The organism is Anoxybacter fermentans, from assembly GCF_003991135.1.
Lineage (GTDB): Bacteria > Bacillota > Halanaerobiia > DY22613 > DY22613 > Anoxybacter > Anoxybacter fermentans.
Genome location: NZ_CP016379.1, coordinates 1,104,833 through 1,123,933 on the forward strand (window position 1 = coordinate 1,104,833; position 19,101 = coordinate 1,123,933).

21 protein-coding genes and 1 pseudogene are annotated in these 19,101 nt (G+C 34.7%); 19 read left to right on the forward strand and 3 right to left on the reverse strand.

Annotated features, from left to right (window positions below; all coding sequences use genetic code 11):
• The first annotated feature begins 30 nt into the window (after positions 1-30).
• The 15 genes from BBF96_RS04945 (at position 31) to BBF96_RS05015 (ending at position 12,763) form a co-directional block, all read left to right on the forward strand.
• Positions 31-369 (forward strand): DUF2202 domain-containing protein, encoded by a 339-nt coding sequence (locus BBF96_RS04945; RefSeq protein WP_127016123.1) that lies wholly within the window; start codon positions 31-33, stop codon positions 367-369.
• Between the two features lie 426 nt (positions 370-795).
• Complete coding sequence (locus tag BBF96_RS04950) at positions 796-1,212, forward strand: secondary thiamine-phosphate synthase enzyme YjbQ (RefSeq protein ID WP_127016124.1); 417 nt, start codon at positions 796-798, stop codon at positions 1,210-1,212.
• A 138-nt stretch (positions 1,213-1,350) separates the two neighbouring features.
• A complete protein-coding gene (gene hemB, locus BBF96_RS04955; RefSeq protein WP_127016125.1) occupies positions 1,351-2,328 on the forward strand; it encodes a porphobilinogen synthase in 978 nt (325 codons plus the stop codon).
• 144 nt (positions 2,329-2,472) lie between these two features.
• Positions 2,473-3,459 (forward strand): AAA family ATPase, encoded by a 987-nt coding sequence (locus BBF96_RS04960; RefSeq protein WP_205665715.1) that lies wholly within the window; start codon positions 2,473-2,475, stop codon positions 3,457-3,459.
• Positions 3,444-4,049 (forward strand): GTPase, encoded by a 606-nt coding sequence (locus BBF96_RS04965; protein WP_127016126.1) that lies wholly within the window; start codon positions 3,444-3,446, stop codon positions 4,047-4,049. The genes BBF96_RS04960 and BBF96_RS04965 overlap by 16 nt, the downstream gene beginning before the upstream one ends.
• Positions 4,030-4,623 (forward strand): hypothetical protein, encoded by a 594-nt coding sequence (locus BBF96_RS04970; protein ID WP_127016127.1) that lies wholly within the window; start codon positions 4,030-4,032, stop codon positions 4,621-4,623. The genes BBF96_RS04965 and BBF96_RS04970 overlap by 20 nt, the downstream gene beginning before the upstream one ends.
• Complete coding sequence (locus BBF96_RS04975; RefSeq protein ID WP_127016128.1) at positions 4,616-4,819, forward strand: hypothetical protein; 204 nt, start codon at positions 4,616-4,618, stop codon at positions 4,817-4,819. The genes BBF96_RS04970 and BBF96_RS04975 overlap by 8 nt, the downstream gene beginning before the upstream one ends.
• Before the next feature lie 47 nt (positions 4,820-4,866).
• On the forward strand, positions 4,867-5,127 hold the full coding sequence (gene hfq, locus BBF96_RS04980; RefSeq protein ID WP_127016129.1) for an RNA chaperone Hfq: 261 nt from the start codon (positions 4,867-4,869) through the stop codon (positions 5,125-5,127).
• A gap of 171 nt (positions 5,128-5,298) precedes the next feature.
• A complete protein-coding gene (dapF, locus tag BBF96_RS04985) occupies positions 5,299-6,138 on the forward strand; it encodes a diaminopimelate epimerase (protein ID WP_236777879.1) in 840 nt (279 codons plus the stop codon).
• Between the two features lie 251 nt (positions 6,139-6,389).
• The gene (locus BBF96_RS04990) at positions 6,390-7,562 is read left to right on the forward strand and encodes an LL-diaminopimelate aminotransferase (protein WP_127016130.1); all 1,173 of its coding nucleotides are present in this window, start codon (positions 6,390-6,392) and stop codon (positions 7,560-7,562) included.
• A 147-nt stretch (positions 7,563-7,709) separates the two neighbouring features.
• Positions 7,710-9,029, forward strand: a complete 1,320-nt coding sequence (locus BBF96_RS04995) for a TIGR00366 family protein (protein ID WP_127018190.1) — start codon at positions 7,710-7,712, stop codon at positions 9,027-9,029.
• 105 nt (positions 9,030-9,134) lie between these two features.
• Positions 9,135-9,764: a tetratricopeptide repeat protein gene (locus BBF96_RS05000; RefSeq protein ID WP_127016131.1), complete on the forward strand. Its 630-nt coding sequence runs from the start codon at positions 9,135-9,137 to the stop codon at positions 9,762-9,764.
• Positions 9,765-10,133: 369 nt separating this feature from the next.
• Positions 10,134-11,126, forward strand: a complete 993-nt coding sequence (locus tag BBF96_RS05005; RefSeq protein ID WP_127016132.1) for an ABC transporter substrate-binding protein — start codon at positions 10,134-10,136, stop codon at positions 11,124-11,126.
• Positions 11,127-11,181: 55 nt separating this feature from the next.
• Positions 11,182-11,916: an ABC transporter ATP-binding protein gene (locus tag BBF96_RS05010; RefSeq protein ID WP_236777880.1), complete on the forward strand. Its 735-nt coding sequence runs from the start codon at positions 11,182-11,184 to the stop codon at positions 11,914-11,916.
• On the forward strand, positions 11,909-12,763 hold the full coding sequence (locus tag BBF96_RS05015) for an ABC transporter permease (RefSeq protein ID WP_127016134.1): 855 nt from the start codon (positions 11,909-11,911) through the stop codon (positions 12,761-12,763). Before BBF96_RS05010 ends, BBF96_RS05015 begins: the two co-directional genes overlap by 8 nt.
• A 426-nt stretch (positions 12,764-13,189) precedes the next feature.
• Here the strand turns inward: BBF96_RS05015 and lexA are convergent, their stop codons facing one another.
• The gene (gene lexA, locus BBF96_RS05020) at positions 13,190-13,816 is read right to left on the reverse strand and encodes a transcriptional repressor LexA (RefSeq protein WP_127016135.1); all 627 of its coding nucleotides are present in this window, start codon (positions 13,814-13,816) and stop codon (positions 13,190-13,192) included.
• A gap of 177 nt (positions 13,817-13,993) precedes the next feature.
• Between lexA and yneA the strand changes: the two genes are divergently transcribed.
• The gene (gene yneA, locus BBF96_RS05025; RefSeq protein WP_127016136.1) at positions 13,994-14,305 is read left to right on the forward strand and encodes a cell division suppressor protein YneA; all 312 of its coding nucleotides are present in this window, start codon (positions 13,994-13,996) and stop codon (positions 14,303-14,305) included.
• Between the two features lie 452 nt (positions 14,306-14,757).
• Here yneA and BBF96_RS05030 read toward each other — a convergent pair whose 3' ends face one another.
• On the reverse strand, positions 14,758-15,285 hold the full coding sequence (locus BBF96_RS05030) for a hypothetical protein (protein ID WP_127016137.1): 528 nt from the start codon (positions 15,283-15,285) through the stop codon (positions 14,758-14,760).
• 462 nt (positions 15,286-15,747) lie between these two features.
• Between BBF96_RS05030 and BBF96_RS05035 the strand changes: the two are divergent.
• The 3 genes and pseudogenes from BBF96_RS05035 (at position 15,748) to BBF96_RS05045 (ending at position 17,713) form a co-directional block, all read left to right on the forward strand.
• A pseudogene (locus BBF96_RS05035) lies at positions 15,748-16,400 on the forward strand (YneB family resolvase-like protein).
• A gap of 68 nt (positions 16,401-16,468) precedes the next feature.
• Entirely contained in the window at positions 16,469-16,645 is a 177-nt protein-coding gene (locus BBF96_RS05040) for a hypothetical protein (RefSeq protein ID WP_236777881.1), read from the forward strand.
• Between the two features lie 252 nt (positions 16,646-16,897).
• Complete coding sequence (locus tag BBF96_RS05045) at positions 16,898-17,713, forward strand: tyrosine-type recombinase/integrase (protein ID WP_127016138.1); 816 nt, start codon at positions 16,898-16,900, stop codon at positions 17,711-17,713.
• 30 nt (positions 17,714-17,743) lie between these two features.
• On the opposite strand, the gene BBF96_RS05050 is transcribed toward BBF96_RS05045, so the two are convergent.
• Positions 17,744-18,991, reverse strand: coding sequence for a Glu/Leu/Phe/Val family dehydrogenase (locus BBF96_RS05050; RefSeq protein ID WP_127016139.1), 1,248 nt, complete (start codon positions 18,989-18,991; stop codon positions 17,744-17,746).
• Positions 18,992-19,101: the final 110 nt, after the last annotated feature.

Consider the following 19,101-nt stretch of genomic DNA (forward strand, 5'->3'; position numbering starts at 1 on the left):
ACAATAAAATTAAAAAATAGGAGACTTAATATGAATAAAAAAATTATACTATTAATTTTTATTTATCTGTTTACTTTTAATATGGTTTTGATAGCAGGAAACAAGGATTTAAATTTAAGTTCTGCCATTGATAACGTGATTTCCTCTATAGCAAAAAGAAGTTTAAGCGAGTCTGAAAGAGACGGTATTATTCTCATGAGAGAAGAAGAAAAACTGACCAGAGATGTTTATCTTAAACTGTATGAAAAGTGGAGTTTAAATATTTTTCAAAATATCGCAAAAAGTGAGATAACTCATATGGGGGCTGTTGCTTTGTTGATAAACAGATATGAACTTGAGGATCCGGTTAAAGAAGATGTCATTACATAAAGTAAAGCGATTTTGAGCAAATAGTAAGCAGTTTACAGGAAAAAGCTACTGTAATTACTGATCCTTATTTTAAGTATTAGAAAAAACTAACAACAGATTTAAGTTAAAACCCATCTCACAATGAGATGGGTTTTAAAATTTGTAGATAATTATACTGTAAAAAGTTAATTTTTCGCTCCTTAAAGAATTTTTTCAAACCATCTAAAGCTCGATTTCCGACAAAATAAGGCTACCTAATCAAAGGGACCTCCTGGCCCTTGATTAGTTCATCACCTCCTGTGATGAGGCCTTATTTCATCGGAAATCTCGCTAAGATAGTTTATATGTCGCTCAAAATTAGCTTTTGGCAGTATAATCATAGATTCAATATTTCAATTTAACTGAATGTATGGTAAAATTATGGTCGAGAAAGGAGGAAAAAAGATAATGAAAAGTTATCGTAAGGAACTATGGTTTGAACTGGACAAAAGAAGGGGATTTGTTAATATTACTCCACAGGTTGAGGAATGTTTAAAAGAGAGTGGTATTAAAGAAGGTCTGCTTCTCTGCAATGCAATGCATATCACTGCCAGTGTTTTTATCAATGATGATGAATCAGGTTTGCATCAGGATTTTGAAAATTGGTTGGAAGAACTGGCACCAGAAAAACCGTACTCTCGTTATTATCATAACGGATTTGAGGATAATGCCGATGCCCATTTAAAACGCACTATAATGGGAAGGGAAGTAGTTGTAGCTGTTACAAATGGAAAACTCGATCTTGGCCCCTGGGAACAGATTTTTTATGGTGAATTTGATGGCAAACGGAGAAAACGGGTTTTAGTAAAAATTATCGGAGAATAAGCTAAATTATAGATTCGGTTGCCTTATTCAATTGATTTTTTTAACTCTTTTTACATTTGATTATAAAATGTTAGCAAAGTGGAGATGAGCCCGTGAAATTATGTTATGAGAAATTTCTCATTGAAAGGAGCTGAAACAATGTATGATTTGATCCAACGTCCCCGTCGCCTGCGGAGAACGGAGGGCATTCGGCGTTTGATTCGGGAAAATTATGTTCATGTTGATGATTTAATTTATCCCATCTTTATAACCCACGGAGAAAACATTAAATCTGAGATTTCTTCCTTACCCGGTAATTATCACTGGTCTGTTGATAGGGTATTAGAAGAAGTGGCTGAGATAGTAGAACTTAGAATCCCGGGAATTTTACTCTTTGGAGTTCCCGATGCTAAAGATGAGATTGGCTCTGCAGCCTGGGCGGAAGATGGAATTGTCCAGCAGGCTTGCCAAAAGATTAAAGAAAAATATCCAAATTTATTAGTAATTACTGACGTATGTCTATGTCAATATACAGATCACGGACATTGCGGTAGATTAACTAAAGAAGGTGAGGTGGATAATGATTCCACATTAGAACTTCTTGCCAAAACTGCACTTTCTCACGTTCTGGCTGGTGCAGATATGGTAGCTCCTTCTGATATGATGGATGGACGAATTGCAGCTATTCGTAAAAAATTAGATAAAAACGGTTTCAGTCATATCCCGATTCTTTCCTATGCTGTAAAATATGCTTCTAACTTTTATGGACCTTTCCGGAATGCCGCTCATTCGGCACCTAAACAGGGAGACCGCCGTTCTTATCAGATGGATCCACCCAATATACAGGAAGCTTTACGGGAGGCGCGTCTGGATGTCAAAGAGGGAGCAGATATTTTGATGGTCAAGCCGGGACTGGCATATTTGGATGTAGTCAAAGCTCTTGCTGATAATTTCGACCTCCCTATTGCTTGCTACAATGTAAGCGGTGAATATGCAATGGTTAAAGCTGCGGCTGAAAAAGGATGGATTGATGAGAAAAACGTTATAATGGAGATGATGGTTAGTATGAAACGTGCCGGTGCAGATATTATCATTACCTATTTTGCAAAAGAGGTAGCAAAACTTTTGCAGTCATAGATTAAGCGTAGTGATAACACTACGCTTAATTTTTTATTTTTCCTTCTTTTTATGTTGCACACCTTACCATCCTGATACATATATTAATTAATAGAGTAAGGTTAAATATTTTTGTGGACAATCAAAACTGTGAGGTGATTAGAAATGCCTCGCAAAAGAAAATATAACAACAGTATGACTAATGAAATTCTTCATCGACTGGAGAATGGGGAGATTACCATTACTAAAGCATTTAATTTGCTAAATCAAACAACTGTTCTGGACTATACTACAAAAATATATGATAATAATGAAAATCCTAATCAGTTAGAAGAACTATTGGCCGAACTAGATGGGTTAATTGGATTAAAGAAAGTTAAAAAACTCATCCACGAATATAGGGCTTTTATTGAAATTCAGAAACGCCGCCAACATGTGGGATTAAAAACTGAACCTTTAGTTATGCACATGATCTTTAAAGGAAATCCTGGTACAGGTAAAACCACTGTGGCACGAATTTTGAGTAAAATATTGAAAGAATTAGGGGTTTTAGAAAAAGGCCATATGATTGAAGCTGAAAGGGCTGATTTAGTAGGTGAATATATAGGTCATACTGCTCAAAAAACCCGTAAAATGATTCAAAAGGCTCTTGGAGGAGTACTATTTATTGATGAAGCCTATTCCCTGGCCCGGGGAGGAGAACGGGATTTTGGTAAAGAAGCCATTGATACTATGGTTAAGGCTTTAGAAGATTATAAAAATTCGCTTGTTATCATCCTTGCCGGATATCCTAAAGAGATGGACGAATTTCTCATTACAAATCCAGGGCTCAAATCCCGATTTCCTCTACAACTAAATTTCGAAGATTATACTTTAAAAGAGTTGATTGCTATTGGAGAAAAATTAGCCCTTGATAGAGATTATAAATTTACACTTGAAGCTAAAACTTATCTTTATCAGCTACTCTTAACTTTACAGGCTAAAGGTGAACTGGAATCAGGAAATGCCCGTACTGTGCGTAATATTATCGAAAGAGCGATCCGAAGTCAGGCAGTAAGACTTCTTAATCAGGAAGAATACCGACGTGAAGAGCTGATGTATCTTAAGCGCGAGGATCTGGAAAAAGGGGTGGAAGAATGTCAAGATGTCTAGTTATTGGTATGCCTAACGTTGGTAAGACCTGTTTTACCTTAAATTTTGCTGAATATTTGGGTTTAAAGCAAATACGTATGACAATCAAACAACCTGCTGGTTATATGGCAACCTATACATATGAAATTGATGAAGCAAGAGAAGAATTAATTTCACCAGAACCCAACAGAACCCGTTCTCTTTATTCTGTGAACTTGGAACTGCCGTTAAGAAAAAGTAAGGGTAGTTTAACATTAATTGATAGTTGCGGTCTAGCTGATGGAATACATCCAGATTATGAAGTCAGGCGGGCAATGGCCCAGACAATCAGAAAAATCAGAGAAAGTGAGATTGTCCTACATCTCATAGATCTGTCTAAAATTATAGAAAACGAAGAAATGAAAATTCCTTTAATAGATCAGATGATAATGAACTATATAAGTTCATATCAGGCTTATGCAATTCTTGCCAATAAAATCGACCTCAAAGGAACAGAACGGGGAATTAAATTCCTTAAAAAAGAACTGGAAAAAGTACTGATCATTCCCATCTCTGCACTTTATCAGATGGGGTTTCGCGAGGTGAAAAGTTTTGTTTGGCGTAATCTTTAATCTTTTTATTAAGTGGATGGTTATTTTTTTAACAGGCATAGTAATTAAGCTGATGGATGATTATTTAGACCAGGAATTAGATAAAATAGAAGAGAAACAGACTTTAGCAATGATTCTTGATAAAGCTATATTACCATACACTTTACTTGCTATTGTTGTCTGTATGGCCTTAAGACCCGCTTTATCTGGCTCGCTTTTTCTAGCCAGTTATTTAGTTGGAATGGGGCATGATCTTAGACGGATTTTACCAATAGGCTGGAATGCTTTAGAGGAATCTATTATTTTTGGAGTTTTTGGAATCTTAATTTTTGGGATTCATGAGATGATTGGTTCTTTTACCGTTATTTTATCTGTACAATTATTTGACGATCTTCTCGATTACTATACAGATGCCAAATTTTCACGCCGTAATTTTGTGATTCGGTTTGGATTTTGGGAATCTATTATTTTCTGTCTGATCTGTCTTATTACGGCTATCATTTTAGATGTAAAAAAGACTTTTTTGGTTTTTATCTCTTTACCAATAGTTTTAACAGCTTTAGAACATGGGAAGAAGTTGATAACCGATGAATGAAGGTTGGATTATGCTCATAAGTATGGTAATGTTTTTGTTAGGATTTTGGATAGGAAGAAGAGTAGGATTAGATGAAGGTTTCCACAAGGGCTTAAAACAGGCTCCCCTGGAGATTAAACGTCGTTCTCTGGAAGAGGGAGAATGTGTAATTTGCGGTATAACCAAAAATTTTCAAGATTGTGCAGGGAAACTTTAAATTTTGTAGAAATTAAAATTAGAATAAAAATTGAAGGAGGCATATAAATGAAAAACCAATTTAATCTACAAGATAGCTTTTTAAATCAGGTACGCCGGGATAATATCGGAGTTACCATCTATCTTGTAAATGGTTTTCAGTTAAAAGGTTATGTTAAAGGTTTTGATAATTTTACGATTATTCTTGACAGTGATGGACGCCAACAGATGGTGTATAAACATGCAATCTCTACAATAATTCCTCAGGTAAAAGTTGAAAATCTTTTCAGTCGATTCGAAAATAAGGAAGAAAAAGATACTGAGAAATAATTTTTGCGTTAGGTACTAGTAAAACTAAGAAAAGTACATAATTAATAATGAAAAAGATTGATAGAGTAAACTATCAATCTTTTTCACTAGTATTACATATAAGTTACATATCTACTTTTTTGAATCCTTTTACTAAAACCATCAAATTTATTTTTGAAAGGGTGAAGTTTATTGATAAATTTTATTAAAATGCATGGACTTGGAAATGATTTTATTCTGGTAAACCTTTTTACTGAACCAGAGATTGATTATCAAAATTTGGCTAAAGACTGGTGCCACCGTCAACTGGGTATTGGTGCAGATGGTCTGGTACTGATTCAACCCCCTGAAAAGAAAGAAAATCACTTCAAGATGACCATATATAACTCTGATGGCAGTGAAGCAGATATGTGTGGTAATGCCATCCGTTGTTTTGCAAAATACGTCTATGAAAAGAAAATGGTAGATTTAGAAGAATTCAGAATTGAAACTAGAGCTGGGGTAATGGTTCCCAAAGTAAATGTTGTTGAGGGGAAAGTGGTCAGCGTTCAGGTTGATATGGGTAAACCCCGTTTTAAACCAGATGAAATACCCATAAATTTACCTACTCAGGAAGTAATCGATAAAAAAGTTCGGGTTGGTGATGGTTACTACCGTATCAATGCTTTATCTATGGGTAATCCCCACTGCGTTATTTTTGTAGATGATGTAGACCATTACCCAGTTGAAAAAGTAGGACCGATAATTGAATGTGATCCAATCTTTCCAGCTAGAGTCAATGTAGAATTTGTCGAGGTATTAAATCGTAAAGAAATTAAGATGCGGGTTTGGGAGCGTGGTGCAGGATTAACTCTGGCCTGTGGAACCGGAGCTTGTGCCTCGGTAGTTGCCTGTGTCAAAAATGATTTAACAGTTCCTGAAGTTACTGTTCATTTGCCTGGGGGAGATTTATTTATAAAGTGGGCAAAGGATGACCATGTATATATGACAGGTCCAGCTACCTATGTTTATACAGGACAAATTAATATTTGATTAAACTGCAGAAAGCTAATTTTGAGCACCATAGAAATTTTTCGTTTAACCATTTGAGTGAGATTTCAGTCGAAATAAGGTCTCATATGAGGATTGATGAGCTAATCAAGGGTCAGGATGACCCATTGATTAGTGTGTCTTATTTCGACTGAAATCGAACTTTAGGTGGTTCTAAAAATTTCTTTTGAAGCGAAAAATTAGCTTTTTACAGTAAAATCATATTTAAAATTTAATGAAAGTGAGTGAATAAGATGGAACTTGCACAACGTGTCCAAAATTTACCTCCTTACTTATTTGCTGAAATTGATGCCATGATTGCTGAAGCCAAAGCAAAAAAAGTAGATGTAATCAGCTTTGGAATTGGGGATCCTGATCAACCGACGCCACGTCATATTGTTAATAAGGCTATAGAAGCCATTCAGGATCCTAATACCCATTCTTATCCTTCCTATATTGGAATGTACAGTTTTCGTAAGGCTATAGCTGATTTTTATCAAAAACGATTTGGAGTTAGTCTGGATCCGGATAAAGAAGTGCTGGCCCTTATCGGTACTAAAGAGGGAATTGCTCATCTTCCCTGGTGTATTTTAAATCCCGGCGATATAGCTTTGGTTCCAGATCCTGCCTATCCTGTCTATAAAACAGCTACAATTCTATGTAATGCTACTCCTTATATGATGCCTCTTCTGAAAGAAAATGATTTTCTTCCAGATTTAGATGAGATTGATCATCAAATCGCTAAAAAGGCTAAACTTATGTTTTTAAACTATCCGAATAATCCTACAGGAGCAGTGGCAACCAGAGAATTTTTTGAAGAGGTAATTCAATTTGCATATGAATATGATATAATTGTGGCTCATGATGCAGCTTATTCAGAAATAGCATTTGATGGATACCAACCACTGAGTATATTAGAAATACCGCGAGCCAAAGAAATTGCGGTAGAATTTTATTCATTATCGAAAACATATAATATGACAGGATGGCGGATTGGCGCTCTGGTAGGTAATGCTGAAATTGTGAATGCTTTAGGGCGGATTAAAACAAATGTGGATTCAGGGATTTTTGAAGCAGTTCAGTATGCTGGAATTGAAGCATTGACTGGCCCTCAAAATTCTGTTGATGAGATCAATGATCTTTATAAACGCCGCCGTGATCTAGTGCTTTCCTATCTTAAAGAGTTGGGTTGGCCAGTACAGCCGAATAAAGCTACTTTCTATGTCTGGCTTCCTGTTCCAAAGGGTTATACATCAGAAGAGTTTTCAAAAGAGGTCTTTAAAAAGACCGGTGTATTTTTCACACCTGGTATTGGTTATGGTAAGTATGGAGAAGGTTATGTTCGATTATCACTAACAGTAAGTGAGGATCGAATCAAAGAAGCTTTCCAAAGAATAAAGGATAGTGGAATTCGTTATAGTTCTTAGAAGAGAATCCTCTTAAATGAGGGTTCTCTTTTTTTAAATGGAAAAAGAAGGATAATTTATAGAAACGTCTAAAAAAACAAATATGGTTATAGACCCATTATTTACTTACAACCCAGTGAGAATTAAAAAGGAGGGAGAAATTTTATGATTCAAAAAATGTCAAACTTTTTTGTAAAGTTGGTACAAAAGTATTTACCTGATCCATTTATCTTTGCAGTGCTCCTGACATTTATTGTTTTTGTGATGGGTTTGGTTTTTACGGATAGTGGGTTTATGGGTATGATTCAGCATTGGAGTGATGGATTCTGGAAACTTCTCACTTTCTCTATGCAGATGTGTTTAATTTTAATTACCGGCCATGCTTTAGCCAGCTCACCTATAGTTAAAAAATTTCTTAAAAAGATTGCTGACAGATGTTCCTCACCAGGAAAAGCTATTTTGATAACTTCCGTAGTAGCTTTAATAGCATCCTGGATTCACTGGGGCTTCGGATTGGTAACAGGTGCTCTGTTAGCAAAAGAGATAGCTAAAAAAGTTAAAGGTGTAGATTATCCTCTGCTTATTGCCAGTGCTTATATTGGTTTTCTGGTCTGGCATGGTGGGCTTTCCGGTTCGGCACCTTTAGCAGTAGCTACTCCTAATCATGTAAACGAAGCATTGATAGGAATTATTCCAACTTCTCAGACAATATTTGCTCCATTTAATTTAATCATTGTTATTGTGCTCATTATAATTATGCCTTTTGTTAACAGAGCAATGATGCCAAAAAAAGAAGATGTAATAGAAATTGACCCAGCTCTTTTAGAAGAAAAAAGCAAAATATATCAGGCTGCTGCATCAGAAATGACTCCTGCGGAAAGATTGGAAAATAGTAAGATCATCTCTTACATAATTGGTGGTATGGGATTGATTTATATAATTTACTATTTTACTACTAATGGTTTTAGCCTGAATTTAAATATTTTAAACTTCACTTTCCTCTTTGTTGGAATCCTGCTTCACCAAACTCCTATTCGCTATGTAAAAGCTGTTGGAGAAGCTGTAAAAGGAGCAGGGGGAATTATCCTTCAGTTCCCATTCTATGCTGGTATTATGGGAATGATGGTAGGTTCAGGACTTGCTGCCATGATATCCAACTGGTTTGTAAGTATTTCTAATAAGTATACTTTTCCACTTTTCACTTTCTTGAGTGCTGGAATTATAAACTTTTTTGTACCATCTGGCGGCGGCCAATGGGCAGTACAGGCTCCTATTATGTTACCCGCAGGTATTGAGCTGGGTGTTCCTGCAGCTAAGACGGTTATGGCTGTAGCCTGGGGTGATGCCTGGACAAATATGGTCCAGCCTTTCTGGGCTCTGCCTGCTTTAGGTATTGCCGGGTTAAACGCCAAAGATATCATGGGTTATTGTGTAGTTGCTATGTTAATCTCCGGAATCTTTATCAGCCTGGGATTAATTTTTCTCTAATAAAGACAAACCTCTCCAAATGCTGGAGAGGTTTATTAATTTTGAAGGATTTTTTTCTCAAGAGAAGAATTATGTAATATAACTATCTTGAGGGGATGACTTGAAGTGAAAATTAAAATTAGCATTATCCCAATAATGTTATTGATTCTCCTCTGGATTCTCAGCCCACAACTTAAAGCTGTAAGTATCATAGAAGATGAATGGATTAAAGTTATAACTGCTAATAAAGAGAAACTTGCCAATTCTCCCGATGATATCAAGGCCAGATTCAGATTGGCCGTCGCCTATGCTAATTTGGGTGATTTAAAAAGTGCAATGAATGAGTTAAAAAATTTGCAAAAATTAGATGGAAAGAAAATGACTCGTGAAATTATTAGAGAATATGAGTTAGAGTATAAAAAAAACACGGAAAATTTATTTACCTTAAATTATCTCGCTTTTGCTTATTATGCTAACGGTCAGTTCAACAAATCTAAAATTTTCTTCCAAAAAATTATCGAATTGGATGCTGAAAATATTTGGGCATACAACTATTTGGCTCTTGTTCAGGGAATTTTAGAAGATTATGATGAGGCTATTAAAACATTAAAAAAAGCAATAAAGATTGAGAAAAATAACTACACCTATTTGATTCTTGGTTTAATTTATTATCAAAAAGGACAGTTGTTTAAGGCAATGTGGTATATGGGAAAATCAGGAAATATTGGGTTGGACTTTTTAAATGATGAATCATAATATTAAACAGATTTTAAAACCCAGTTTAAGAGGGGAGAAGAAATTATATCTTTTCCTTAAGCATTATCGATAAACAAAATTCAAAAGGAGTTTATAGGTGAAGAGAACATTTCTATTAAATATAGGGGGCCGAATGATAACTGTTTCGGACCCTTTTTTAATTTATGAAAGATTTTACTGCAAAAAGCTAATTTTTTGCTTCATAAAGAAATTCTTCGAACCTTAGATGGTTTAACGAAAAATTTCTATGGTACTCAAAATTAGCTTTTTGCAGTATAACCATGAAAAGATTAAATTAACTCTTTTGCACACTGAGCTAGCCTATTACATAGTATAGTGTGTGAATAATTTTCTGGAGGTGTTTTGAATATGAACCGTTTATTTGTTTTTACCCTTACAATTTTACTCCTATTTATGACCGGTGCAGCGTATGCAGAAGAGTTAATTAAGGTCAGGTTATGTGAAGTGGTTCATTCTATATTTTACGTACCCCAATACATAGCCTTTAATTTAGGGTATTTTGAAGATGAAAAATTAAATGTTGAATTAAGTACAGCCTGGGGCGGTGATAAGGCTGCTACTGCCCTCATAACCAATGCCTGTGATATTGCACTCATTGGTCCTGAAACAACCATTTATATTTACAAACAGGGGGCAGAAAACTATCTGGTTAATTTTGCCCAGTTAACAAATCGGGCTGGCTCTTTCCTATTAGCACGCAAACCCATGCCTGACTTTACCTGGGAAGATGTAAGGGGTAAAGTTATTGTTGGTAACCGCCCTGGTGGAGCACCGCAAATGGTTTTAGAATGGGTTTTAAAGAGACACGGAATTATTCCACAAAAAGACGTTAAAATTATTACCAATCTTGACTTTACCGCCAATGCAGGTGCCTTTTCTGGTGGGCTGGGTGACTTTGTTCAGTTATTTGAACCCAGTGCATCCCGCCTGGAAAGTGAGAAAGTAGGTTATGTGGTTGCATCGTTAGGTGCATCAGCAGATCCTGTTCCTTACACTGTTTATATAGCTCGAAAAAAGTATATTGAGGAAAATCCAGAGATCATTCAAAAATTTACTAATGCTATTTATCGTGCTCAGAAGTGGGTTTACAGTCACTCTATAGATGAAATTACAAATACTATACAATCCTTTTTCCCTGATACTGATCCTGAACTTCTTTATAGTGTAGTCAAAAGATATTTAGAACAGGATACCTGGGCTCATAATCCCATTCTAACTAAAGAAGTATTTGATCACTGGCAGGATATCGTTATCGAAGCAGGAGTATTGGACGAAAAAGCTCCATATGAAGTTTTGGTAAATACCATTTTTGCGAAAAAAGCAGTAGAAATGATTCAATAAGATTGACAGAAAGGATGGTGATATTATTTATAAAGTAGAATTAAAAAACGTAGGAATGAAATATTTAACCAGAGAAGGAGAGACAGAAGCAATTAGAGATCTTAATCTAACCATTAAAGAAAATGAATTCATCAGCATAGTGGGACCAAGCGGTTGTGGTAAAAGTACGATCCTTTCTTTAATTTCAGGCTTGATTAAAGCAACATCAGGAGAAATTTATATTGATGGTGAATTGGTCTCAGGTATAAATAGCAAAGTAGGCTATATGCTTCAGGAAGATTATCTATATGAATGGAGGACCATTTATAAAAATGCTATTCTGGGTTTGGAAGTACAGAATAAACTGACTCCTGAAAACTGTGCAAAGACCAGAGAATTGTTGCAAAAATACGGACTTAAAGGATTTGAAGATTATTATCCAAATCAACTTTCAGGAGGAATGCGCCAAAGAGCAGCACTAATTCGTACTCTGGCTATTGATCCTGAAATCCTCCTTTTAGATGAACCATTTTCAGCTCTTGACTATCAAACCAAATTAAGTATGGAAGATGAGATGTATCTGATTTTAAGGGAACAAAAGAAAACAGTTATTCTGGTAACACATGATATTGCAGAAGCAATAAGTGTTTCCAATAGAGTAGTTATTCTGACTAAACGCCCAGCATCTATAAAGAGAATTGTAGAGATAGATTTTGAAGATCCAGACCTGACCCCAATTAAAAAACGGGAGATACCCAGATTCCAGAGATATTTCAATATTATCTGGGAGGAGCTGGATATCCATGTCTAAGCTCAAAAATTGGATTACGGCTTGGCTGAAAAAGGGAGCAGTAACTGAAGAACATGCACAATATTTGAAAAAACAGAGGCTGCGTGATTTAAGTATTCTTATACTTCAAATTTTTATCCTGATTGCATTTTTTTTCTTATGGGAATTAGCTGCCAGATATAAACTAATCAATTCCTTTATAACCAGCCAACCAACCAGAATATGGGTCACATTAGCCAAAATGGTTATTAAAGGCGATTTGTGGACACATATCTGGGTCACCGTATCTGAAACAGTTATAGGATTTCTATCAGGAACACTAATAGGTGCGATTGTTGCTATAGCACTCTGGTGGTCTGATTATCTCTCTCAACTTCTTGAACCTTATATTGTGGTTTTAAATGCTATTCCCAAAGTTGCATTGGGTCCTATATTTATCATCTGGTTATCTAATGATACTCCTGCTATAATTGCAATGGCTCTTGCCATATCAGTTATTGTTACAATCATGACTTTACATAATGGATTTATGGAAGTTGAGGAAAACAAGATCAAATTACTTCTAACTTTTGGTGCAACCAAATTTCAGATTCTTAAAAAAGTTATTCTACCAGCCAGTTTACCTACTTTTTTCTCTGCTTTAAAAATCAATGTTGGCTTATCTCTGGTTGGAACTATCGTTGGAGAGTTTCTGGTTTCTAAAGCTGGTCTCGGATATCTTATTATCTATGGGGGACAGGTATTTAACTTAAGCCTGGTTATGTCCAGTGTATTAATTCTTTGCATTGTAGCATTTTTGATGTACTATATTATTGCTTTATTAGAAAAATGGGTCGTTAAATGGAATACCAATAGTAAAACAGAATAAATAAATGCCTAATGGAGTTAATTCCCATTAGGCATTTATTTTTATTTAAAAAATCACCGTTTTTTATAGGAATATTAAATTAGTATTTTGGAAAGGTATGAATTAGGAGGCATTAAAAATGAAAACTATAGAACTTTATAAAGAAATTGAAAATCTGCACACATAAATGGTTCAGTCTTATATGATAAACGAGTTTGAAAATACAATTAAATTAAGTAAAAAATTAAATCTTAACATTTATAAATGATTAAATTCAAAAAACTAATTTTGAGTGCCATAGAAATTTTTCGTTAAACTATCTTAGTAAGATTTCAATCGAAATAAAACCTCATCACAGAATGTAATGAGCTAATCAAGTCATTGAAATCGAATTATGAAGCGAAAAATTAGCTTTTTACAGTAAAATCATAAATAATACCTATTCTATCAAACAAGATTCCGATAAACGCCAATAACTTTTCCTAAAATCTGTACATCCCTCACCAGAATTGGTTTTAGAGTAGAATTTTCTGGCTGCAGACGGATGTAATCTTTTTCTTTGAAAAACCGTTTCACGGTCGCCTCATCTTCTAAAAGAGCTACTACAATATCGCCATTATCCGCATGAGATTGCTTTCGTACTATAACATAATCCCCATCCAGAATCCCTGCATCAACCATACTATTACCTTTAATCTGTAACATAAAGAGTTCCTGATTTTTACCACCGCGAATATAATCGAGGGGCAGAGGGAAGAAATCTTCAATATTCTCTACAGCAAGAATAGGTTGTCCTGCTGTAACTTTACCAACTATAGGAATATGAACCATCTCTTTTTGGGGACGGTTTGAAGAAAAGTCTCCAACTAATACTTCAATTGTCCGTGGTTTAGTTGGGTCTTTACGAATATATCCCAATTCTTCAAGAGTATTTAAATGACTGTGAACGGTCGAAGGGGAGCGAAGGTCAACGGCTTTGGCAATCTCCCGAACAGATGGTGGATAACCTTTTTTTTCAATTTCACTCATTATAAATTCCAAAATTTTTCTTTGACGTGGAGAAAGATCTTCCAAAATCTTCACCTCCCGAATTCACTAAAAGTTTCTAATCTTATTATAACATATGTTAGAAAAAAAAACAAACAACTGTTCGAAAAAATTAAAATTTCTATTGACTGAGAACAGACGTTCTGTTATAATAAAAAATAACAGAACATATGTACGTGTAACATCTGTTCGGGGGTGTTATTAATGAAAGACTATAAAAAGAGAGTTAATATTAAACGAAAATCTCATAAGTGGAGAAGATTTCTATTCGTGGTTTTTGGTATTATAATGATTGCTATAATTATCATTGGAACCAGGTCTGTTAATAGTAATGGACAGCTTAAATTGATAGAAGTTACCGTTTCAGAAGGAGATACTCTCTGGGCCATAGCCAGATCTCATTATCATTCTGAAGGTGATATTCGCAAGTTTATTTTTCGCATACGACAGATTAATAACTTAAAAACTGCTCAAATTTATCCTGGACAGGTTTTATTAATACCTATAGTTGATTGATACACCCATACTTTGGGTGATTTTTTTTCGTAAAAATAAGTTAATTAAACTGCAAAAAGTAAACATCTTAGTGAGATTGAAGGAGGTAATGAGCTAATCAAGATTACTGAAATTGAACTTTAAATGGTTTGAAAAATTTCTTTTGAAGCAAAAAATTAGCTTTTCGCAGTAAAAACATTTTGTTGACAAACCTTTCTTTTTTAGAGACTTGCCCGTGCACTGCCAGAAAAACTAAATATAATTTCTTAAACGTATAAGTCAAGGCTTAAAGCTAAGAGGGCGGAAGCCTTGACTTATAAGAACGCGCAGCCAGGATGGCGAAGCATCCGGTAGCGGAAAAAATTATATTTAGTTTTTCTGTTCCCCTGTGGGAGCAAGTTATGTGTACCTCTCCTTTTTCAACAGCCTGAAGGATAATATATCCCTAAATTTTAGTTCACTTATCAGATTTTTCAGTATTGTTCAAATAGTTCAATGACTCCCGAACGATAGCATTCACATATTAAGTTAAGCACCTTTGCAATTTCGGGTCTTACAAAAGGAATCAATGCTTCTAATAGTTGGATCTCTTTATCATAGTTATTGGTTTTATATTTAGAGAGAAGTTCTTCTTTAATTCGATTTAATTCTTTTTGTAACAAAGTCAATGGCTCTGTAACGGATTCATTTATCTTTTTCTTTACCGGAACATTTACATCCAGTAGATGTTGGAGTTGCTGTTTTAGATTCTTTTTTTCTTTTGCATTAAGAAGAGTTATGAGCTGATTAGTAAGCTCAGAATTTTCGAGTTTGTTAAGAAGATCTTTGTTTTGCATCAGAGCATTCAAGGATTTATAAGGTTCTTCTAAAAGATCGCTAACATTACCATTGGAATTAAATTGAGAAAAAAGCTGATCTTTTAAGTCTTCAATATCTTTTTCTTGCAATGATGCTTTGACTTCATCAATTACCTTTTTTAAATCTGTCTCCTCTTTTGACATAATCTCACCTTCTTTTTTGTAAAAACATTTTAATACCCTTTATAACAAGATCAAAAATTCACCTCATATCCCTGTTTATTATATAGTATTCCAGAAAAATTTATTTTGTGATAATGATTAAACTGCAAAAAGCAAACATCTTAGTGAAATTGAAAAGAATGGCCTTATATAAGGAGGTGATGAGCTAATCAAGTTACTGAAATCGAACTTTAGATGGTTCGAAAAATTTCTTTATAAAGTAGAAATTAGCTTTTTATAGTAAAATTATTTAAATTTTAATTTAATTATAAATTTTTTTATAAATATATTGACACAGAACATCTGTTCGTATTATACTTAAAGTAATAGAACATTTGTTCTATAATATTGAGAGATCTGTTTTATTCAGGTTACTTTGACTCCAATTAGTTTAGGTCAATCTGACCGGTTTATTACAAAAATCAAATGCAAAGGAGGATAAAGATGAATGTGATTATTTACTGTAGAGTAAGTACTAATAAACAGAATCAAAAGACCAGTCTTGACCGGCAAGTACAGGAACTAACTGAGTTCTGTATTGAGCGGAATTATAAGATTAAAAAGATTATCCAGGAAAAGTATAGCGGTTTTGCTGATGACCGGGATGGAATCCTTACCATATTAAATTATCTGCAAAAAAAGAAATTGATGCAGTAGTAGTCCAAGACAGCAGCCGTCTTGGTAGGGGTAATGCAAAAATGGCAATATTACATCAGATTCGAAAGTACGGCGGTCAGGTGATTAGCCTTGCTGATAGAGGCCCATTGGCATTGACAGATTTGGAAGAAATGATTCTTGAAGTACTGGCAACTGTAGAAGAATATCAACGTCGAATGGTTAATCAAAAGATTAGCCGCGGAATGCAAAAGGCTATTCAAGAGCGGAAATATCGTCCGGAAAAAAACTTAAAGAATTTAACCCAGGGAGGACGTAAAAAATTAAAACTACCAATACGGGAAATTATCCGGCTTAGAGATAAAGGACTTACTTTTGTTGAAATCGCTGCAATTTTGCGGGGACTTGGATATGAATGTTCAAAAGCAACAGTTCATCGTCGTTATCGGGAATATATGTCTCAGGAGTTAAAGGAGTTGTAAAATTTATTCTCATTCGATATAATGTTAATAGAAATAAATATTACTTAACAGAGAAGGTGATTTCACCAATGAAACGCAACCGCTGTGTATTGGAAGATAAAGATTGCATCGATTGTGGTGAGTGCAATTTTTGTGATCTAAACCCGATTAAAATCTGTGATGATTGTATGGAGTGTCTTGATTTTGAGATGAGTGATTATAAAGGAATCATTATTGATGAGATTAAATTTAAGAAAGATGGCTAGAAATTGTTTTAGTTAGCCCGGGTGCTGGCCCGGGTTTTAGTTTAAAAAATTTTTTGTCTCAAAAACTTAAGAAAACCCGGTTTTTGAGATATTCAACAAAAATTTAATGAAGAATTGTTATTAATTGGAATAATACACCTGTTATTTTTTTAACTCGATACATAATCCGCATTATGTATTGAGTTTTCGCGTAAAAAATAGTATAATTAAACTGGATTAAAAACAAAATCAACACTTAAGGAGGAAAATATTATGGATCTACTTGAAGAATTTATTATTTACATGAAGGAATTGGAAAAATCATCCAAAACAATAGATGCTTATATCAGGGATATTCGACAATTTTTGGAAATCATAAAAAAACCTATCGAGGATATAAAAAAGTCTGATATAATTTATTATAAGGAAGAATTGACAAAACGCAGACTCAAACCTACTTCAATTAATCGGAAGTTGATTTCAATTAGACAATTCTTGAAATTTCTCGAAAAAGATATTAATTTCAGGAATGTAAAAATTCAAAAAAAGAACTATATAGATGATGAAAAGATGCTTACTTTAGAAGATGTCGAAAAATTAGCTGAAGTAGCGAGACAAAATCATGATAGAAGGACATTGGCAATAATTTATACCCTATTATACACTGGAATGAGAATAAGTGAATTATTATCTTTGAGAGTTGAAGATATTTACAATGATACTATATTAGTTAAAGGAAAAGGCAAAAAATATCGAGATGTCTTTATTCCTGAGAAATTAAGACCTTATTTAGAAAGTTATCTAAGGGTTAGAAAAAATACCGGTGATAAACTTTTTACCGGCCAGAGAGGAAATCTTACAAGAGCTACAGTAAACAACATACTTAAAAAATATGCAAAAAAAGCTGGAATTAATCCGAAAAAGGTTCACCCCCACAATTTTAGACATTTATATTGTTTAACTCTTGTTGATAAAGGACTTCCTTTAGACGTGATTGCAGACCTTGCAGGTCATGCAGATATTAATACCACCCGGATATATACAAGAAGAACGAAAAGACAATTACTTGAAACAATTAATAGCATTTAAGAAGGAGAGTGGTCCCCCACTCTCCTTTTTTTAAACCCATCCCCGGGTTTTCATAGCTGTTTCAATCCGCTTCAGTGCAACAATATATGCAGCAATTCTCATATTTACATTATACTTTTCATAAGTCTTCCATACCCTATCAAAAGCATTAACCATAACATGTTCTAATTTAGTATCTACTTCCTCTTCTGTCCAATAATAATTTGTTCGATTCTGTACCCATTCAAAATAAGAAACAGTTACACCACCAGCATTTGCCAGAATATCTGGAATAACTATAACCCCTTTTTCATATAAAATCTCATCAGCGCCAGGAGTAGTTGGACCATTGGCTGCTTCAGCAATTAGCTTGGCCTTAATATTATGTGCATTTTCTTTAATAATCTGATTTTCTAAGGCTGCCGGGATCAGAATATCACATTTTAATGCTAAAAGGCCTTCGTTATCTATCTTTGTACTACCCGGAAAACCACTAACAGACCCGGTCTTTTCTTTATATTTCATAAGTTCATCAGGATCCATACCATTAGGATTATAAGCTCCGCCTCTAGAATCGTTAACTGCGATGATTTTACATCCCAGTTCATGGAGAAATCTGGCAGAATAACTACCTGCATTTCCAAACCCTTGAATCACTACTGTGGCTCCATTCAAATTCAATCCAATTTTTTTAGCAGCTTCCCTGGTTGTAAACATAACTCCGCGGGCAGTTGCTGAACTTCTTCCCAAAGAACCACCGTTTACAAGAGGTTTTCCTGTAACTACTCCAGGGGCATGATAACCACTAAATTTGCTAAATTCGTCCATAAACCAGGCCATAATTTGCGGATTAGTATAAACATCAGGAGCAGGAATATCACGATCAGGACCGATATAAGGAGCAATAGCCTGAATAAATCCGCGGCTGAGCCGTTCTAATTCAGTAGGTGATAACTCTTTTGGATTACATATTACTCCACCTTTGCCTCCACCATAAGGCAGACCTACCAGAGCACATTTATAAGTCATCCAGGCAGCCAGAGCTTTAACCTCATCCATATTAACCTGTGGGTGAAAGCGACAACCACCTTTAGTTGGCCCTAAAACGTCATTATGTTGGCAACGGAATCCAACAAATACCCTCACCGAACCATCATCCATTTTGACCGGAAAAGATACAGTAAATAATCGCATCGGTTCTTTTAAAATTTCTCTTACCCCCAAATCCAGGTCTATTACATCCGCTGCCTGATTCATCTGGTGTAAAACGATCTGATAGACATTTAAATCTTCGGTCATCTTTATAGTACCTCCCTGAAAAAGAATTTTTTACTTGGAACTTAAGTAGTTTCTTTTCCCTCCTTTCTTAAAAATTTGACCTACCCCTTAATTTTTTACTTGATACATAG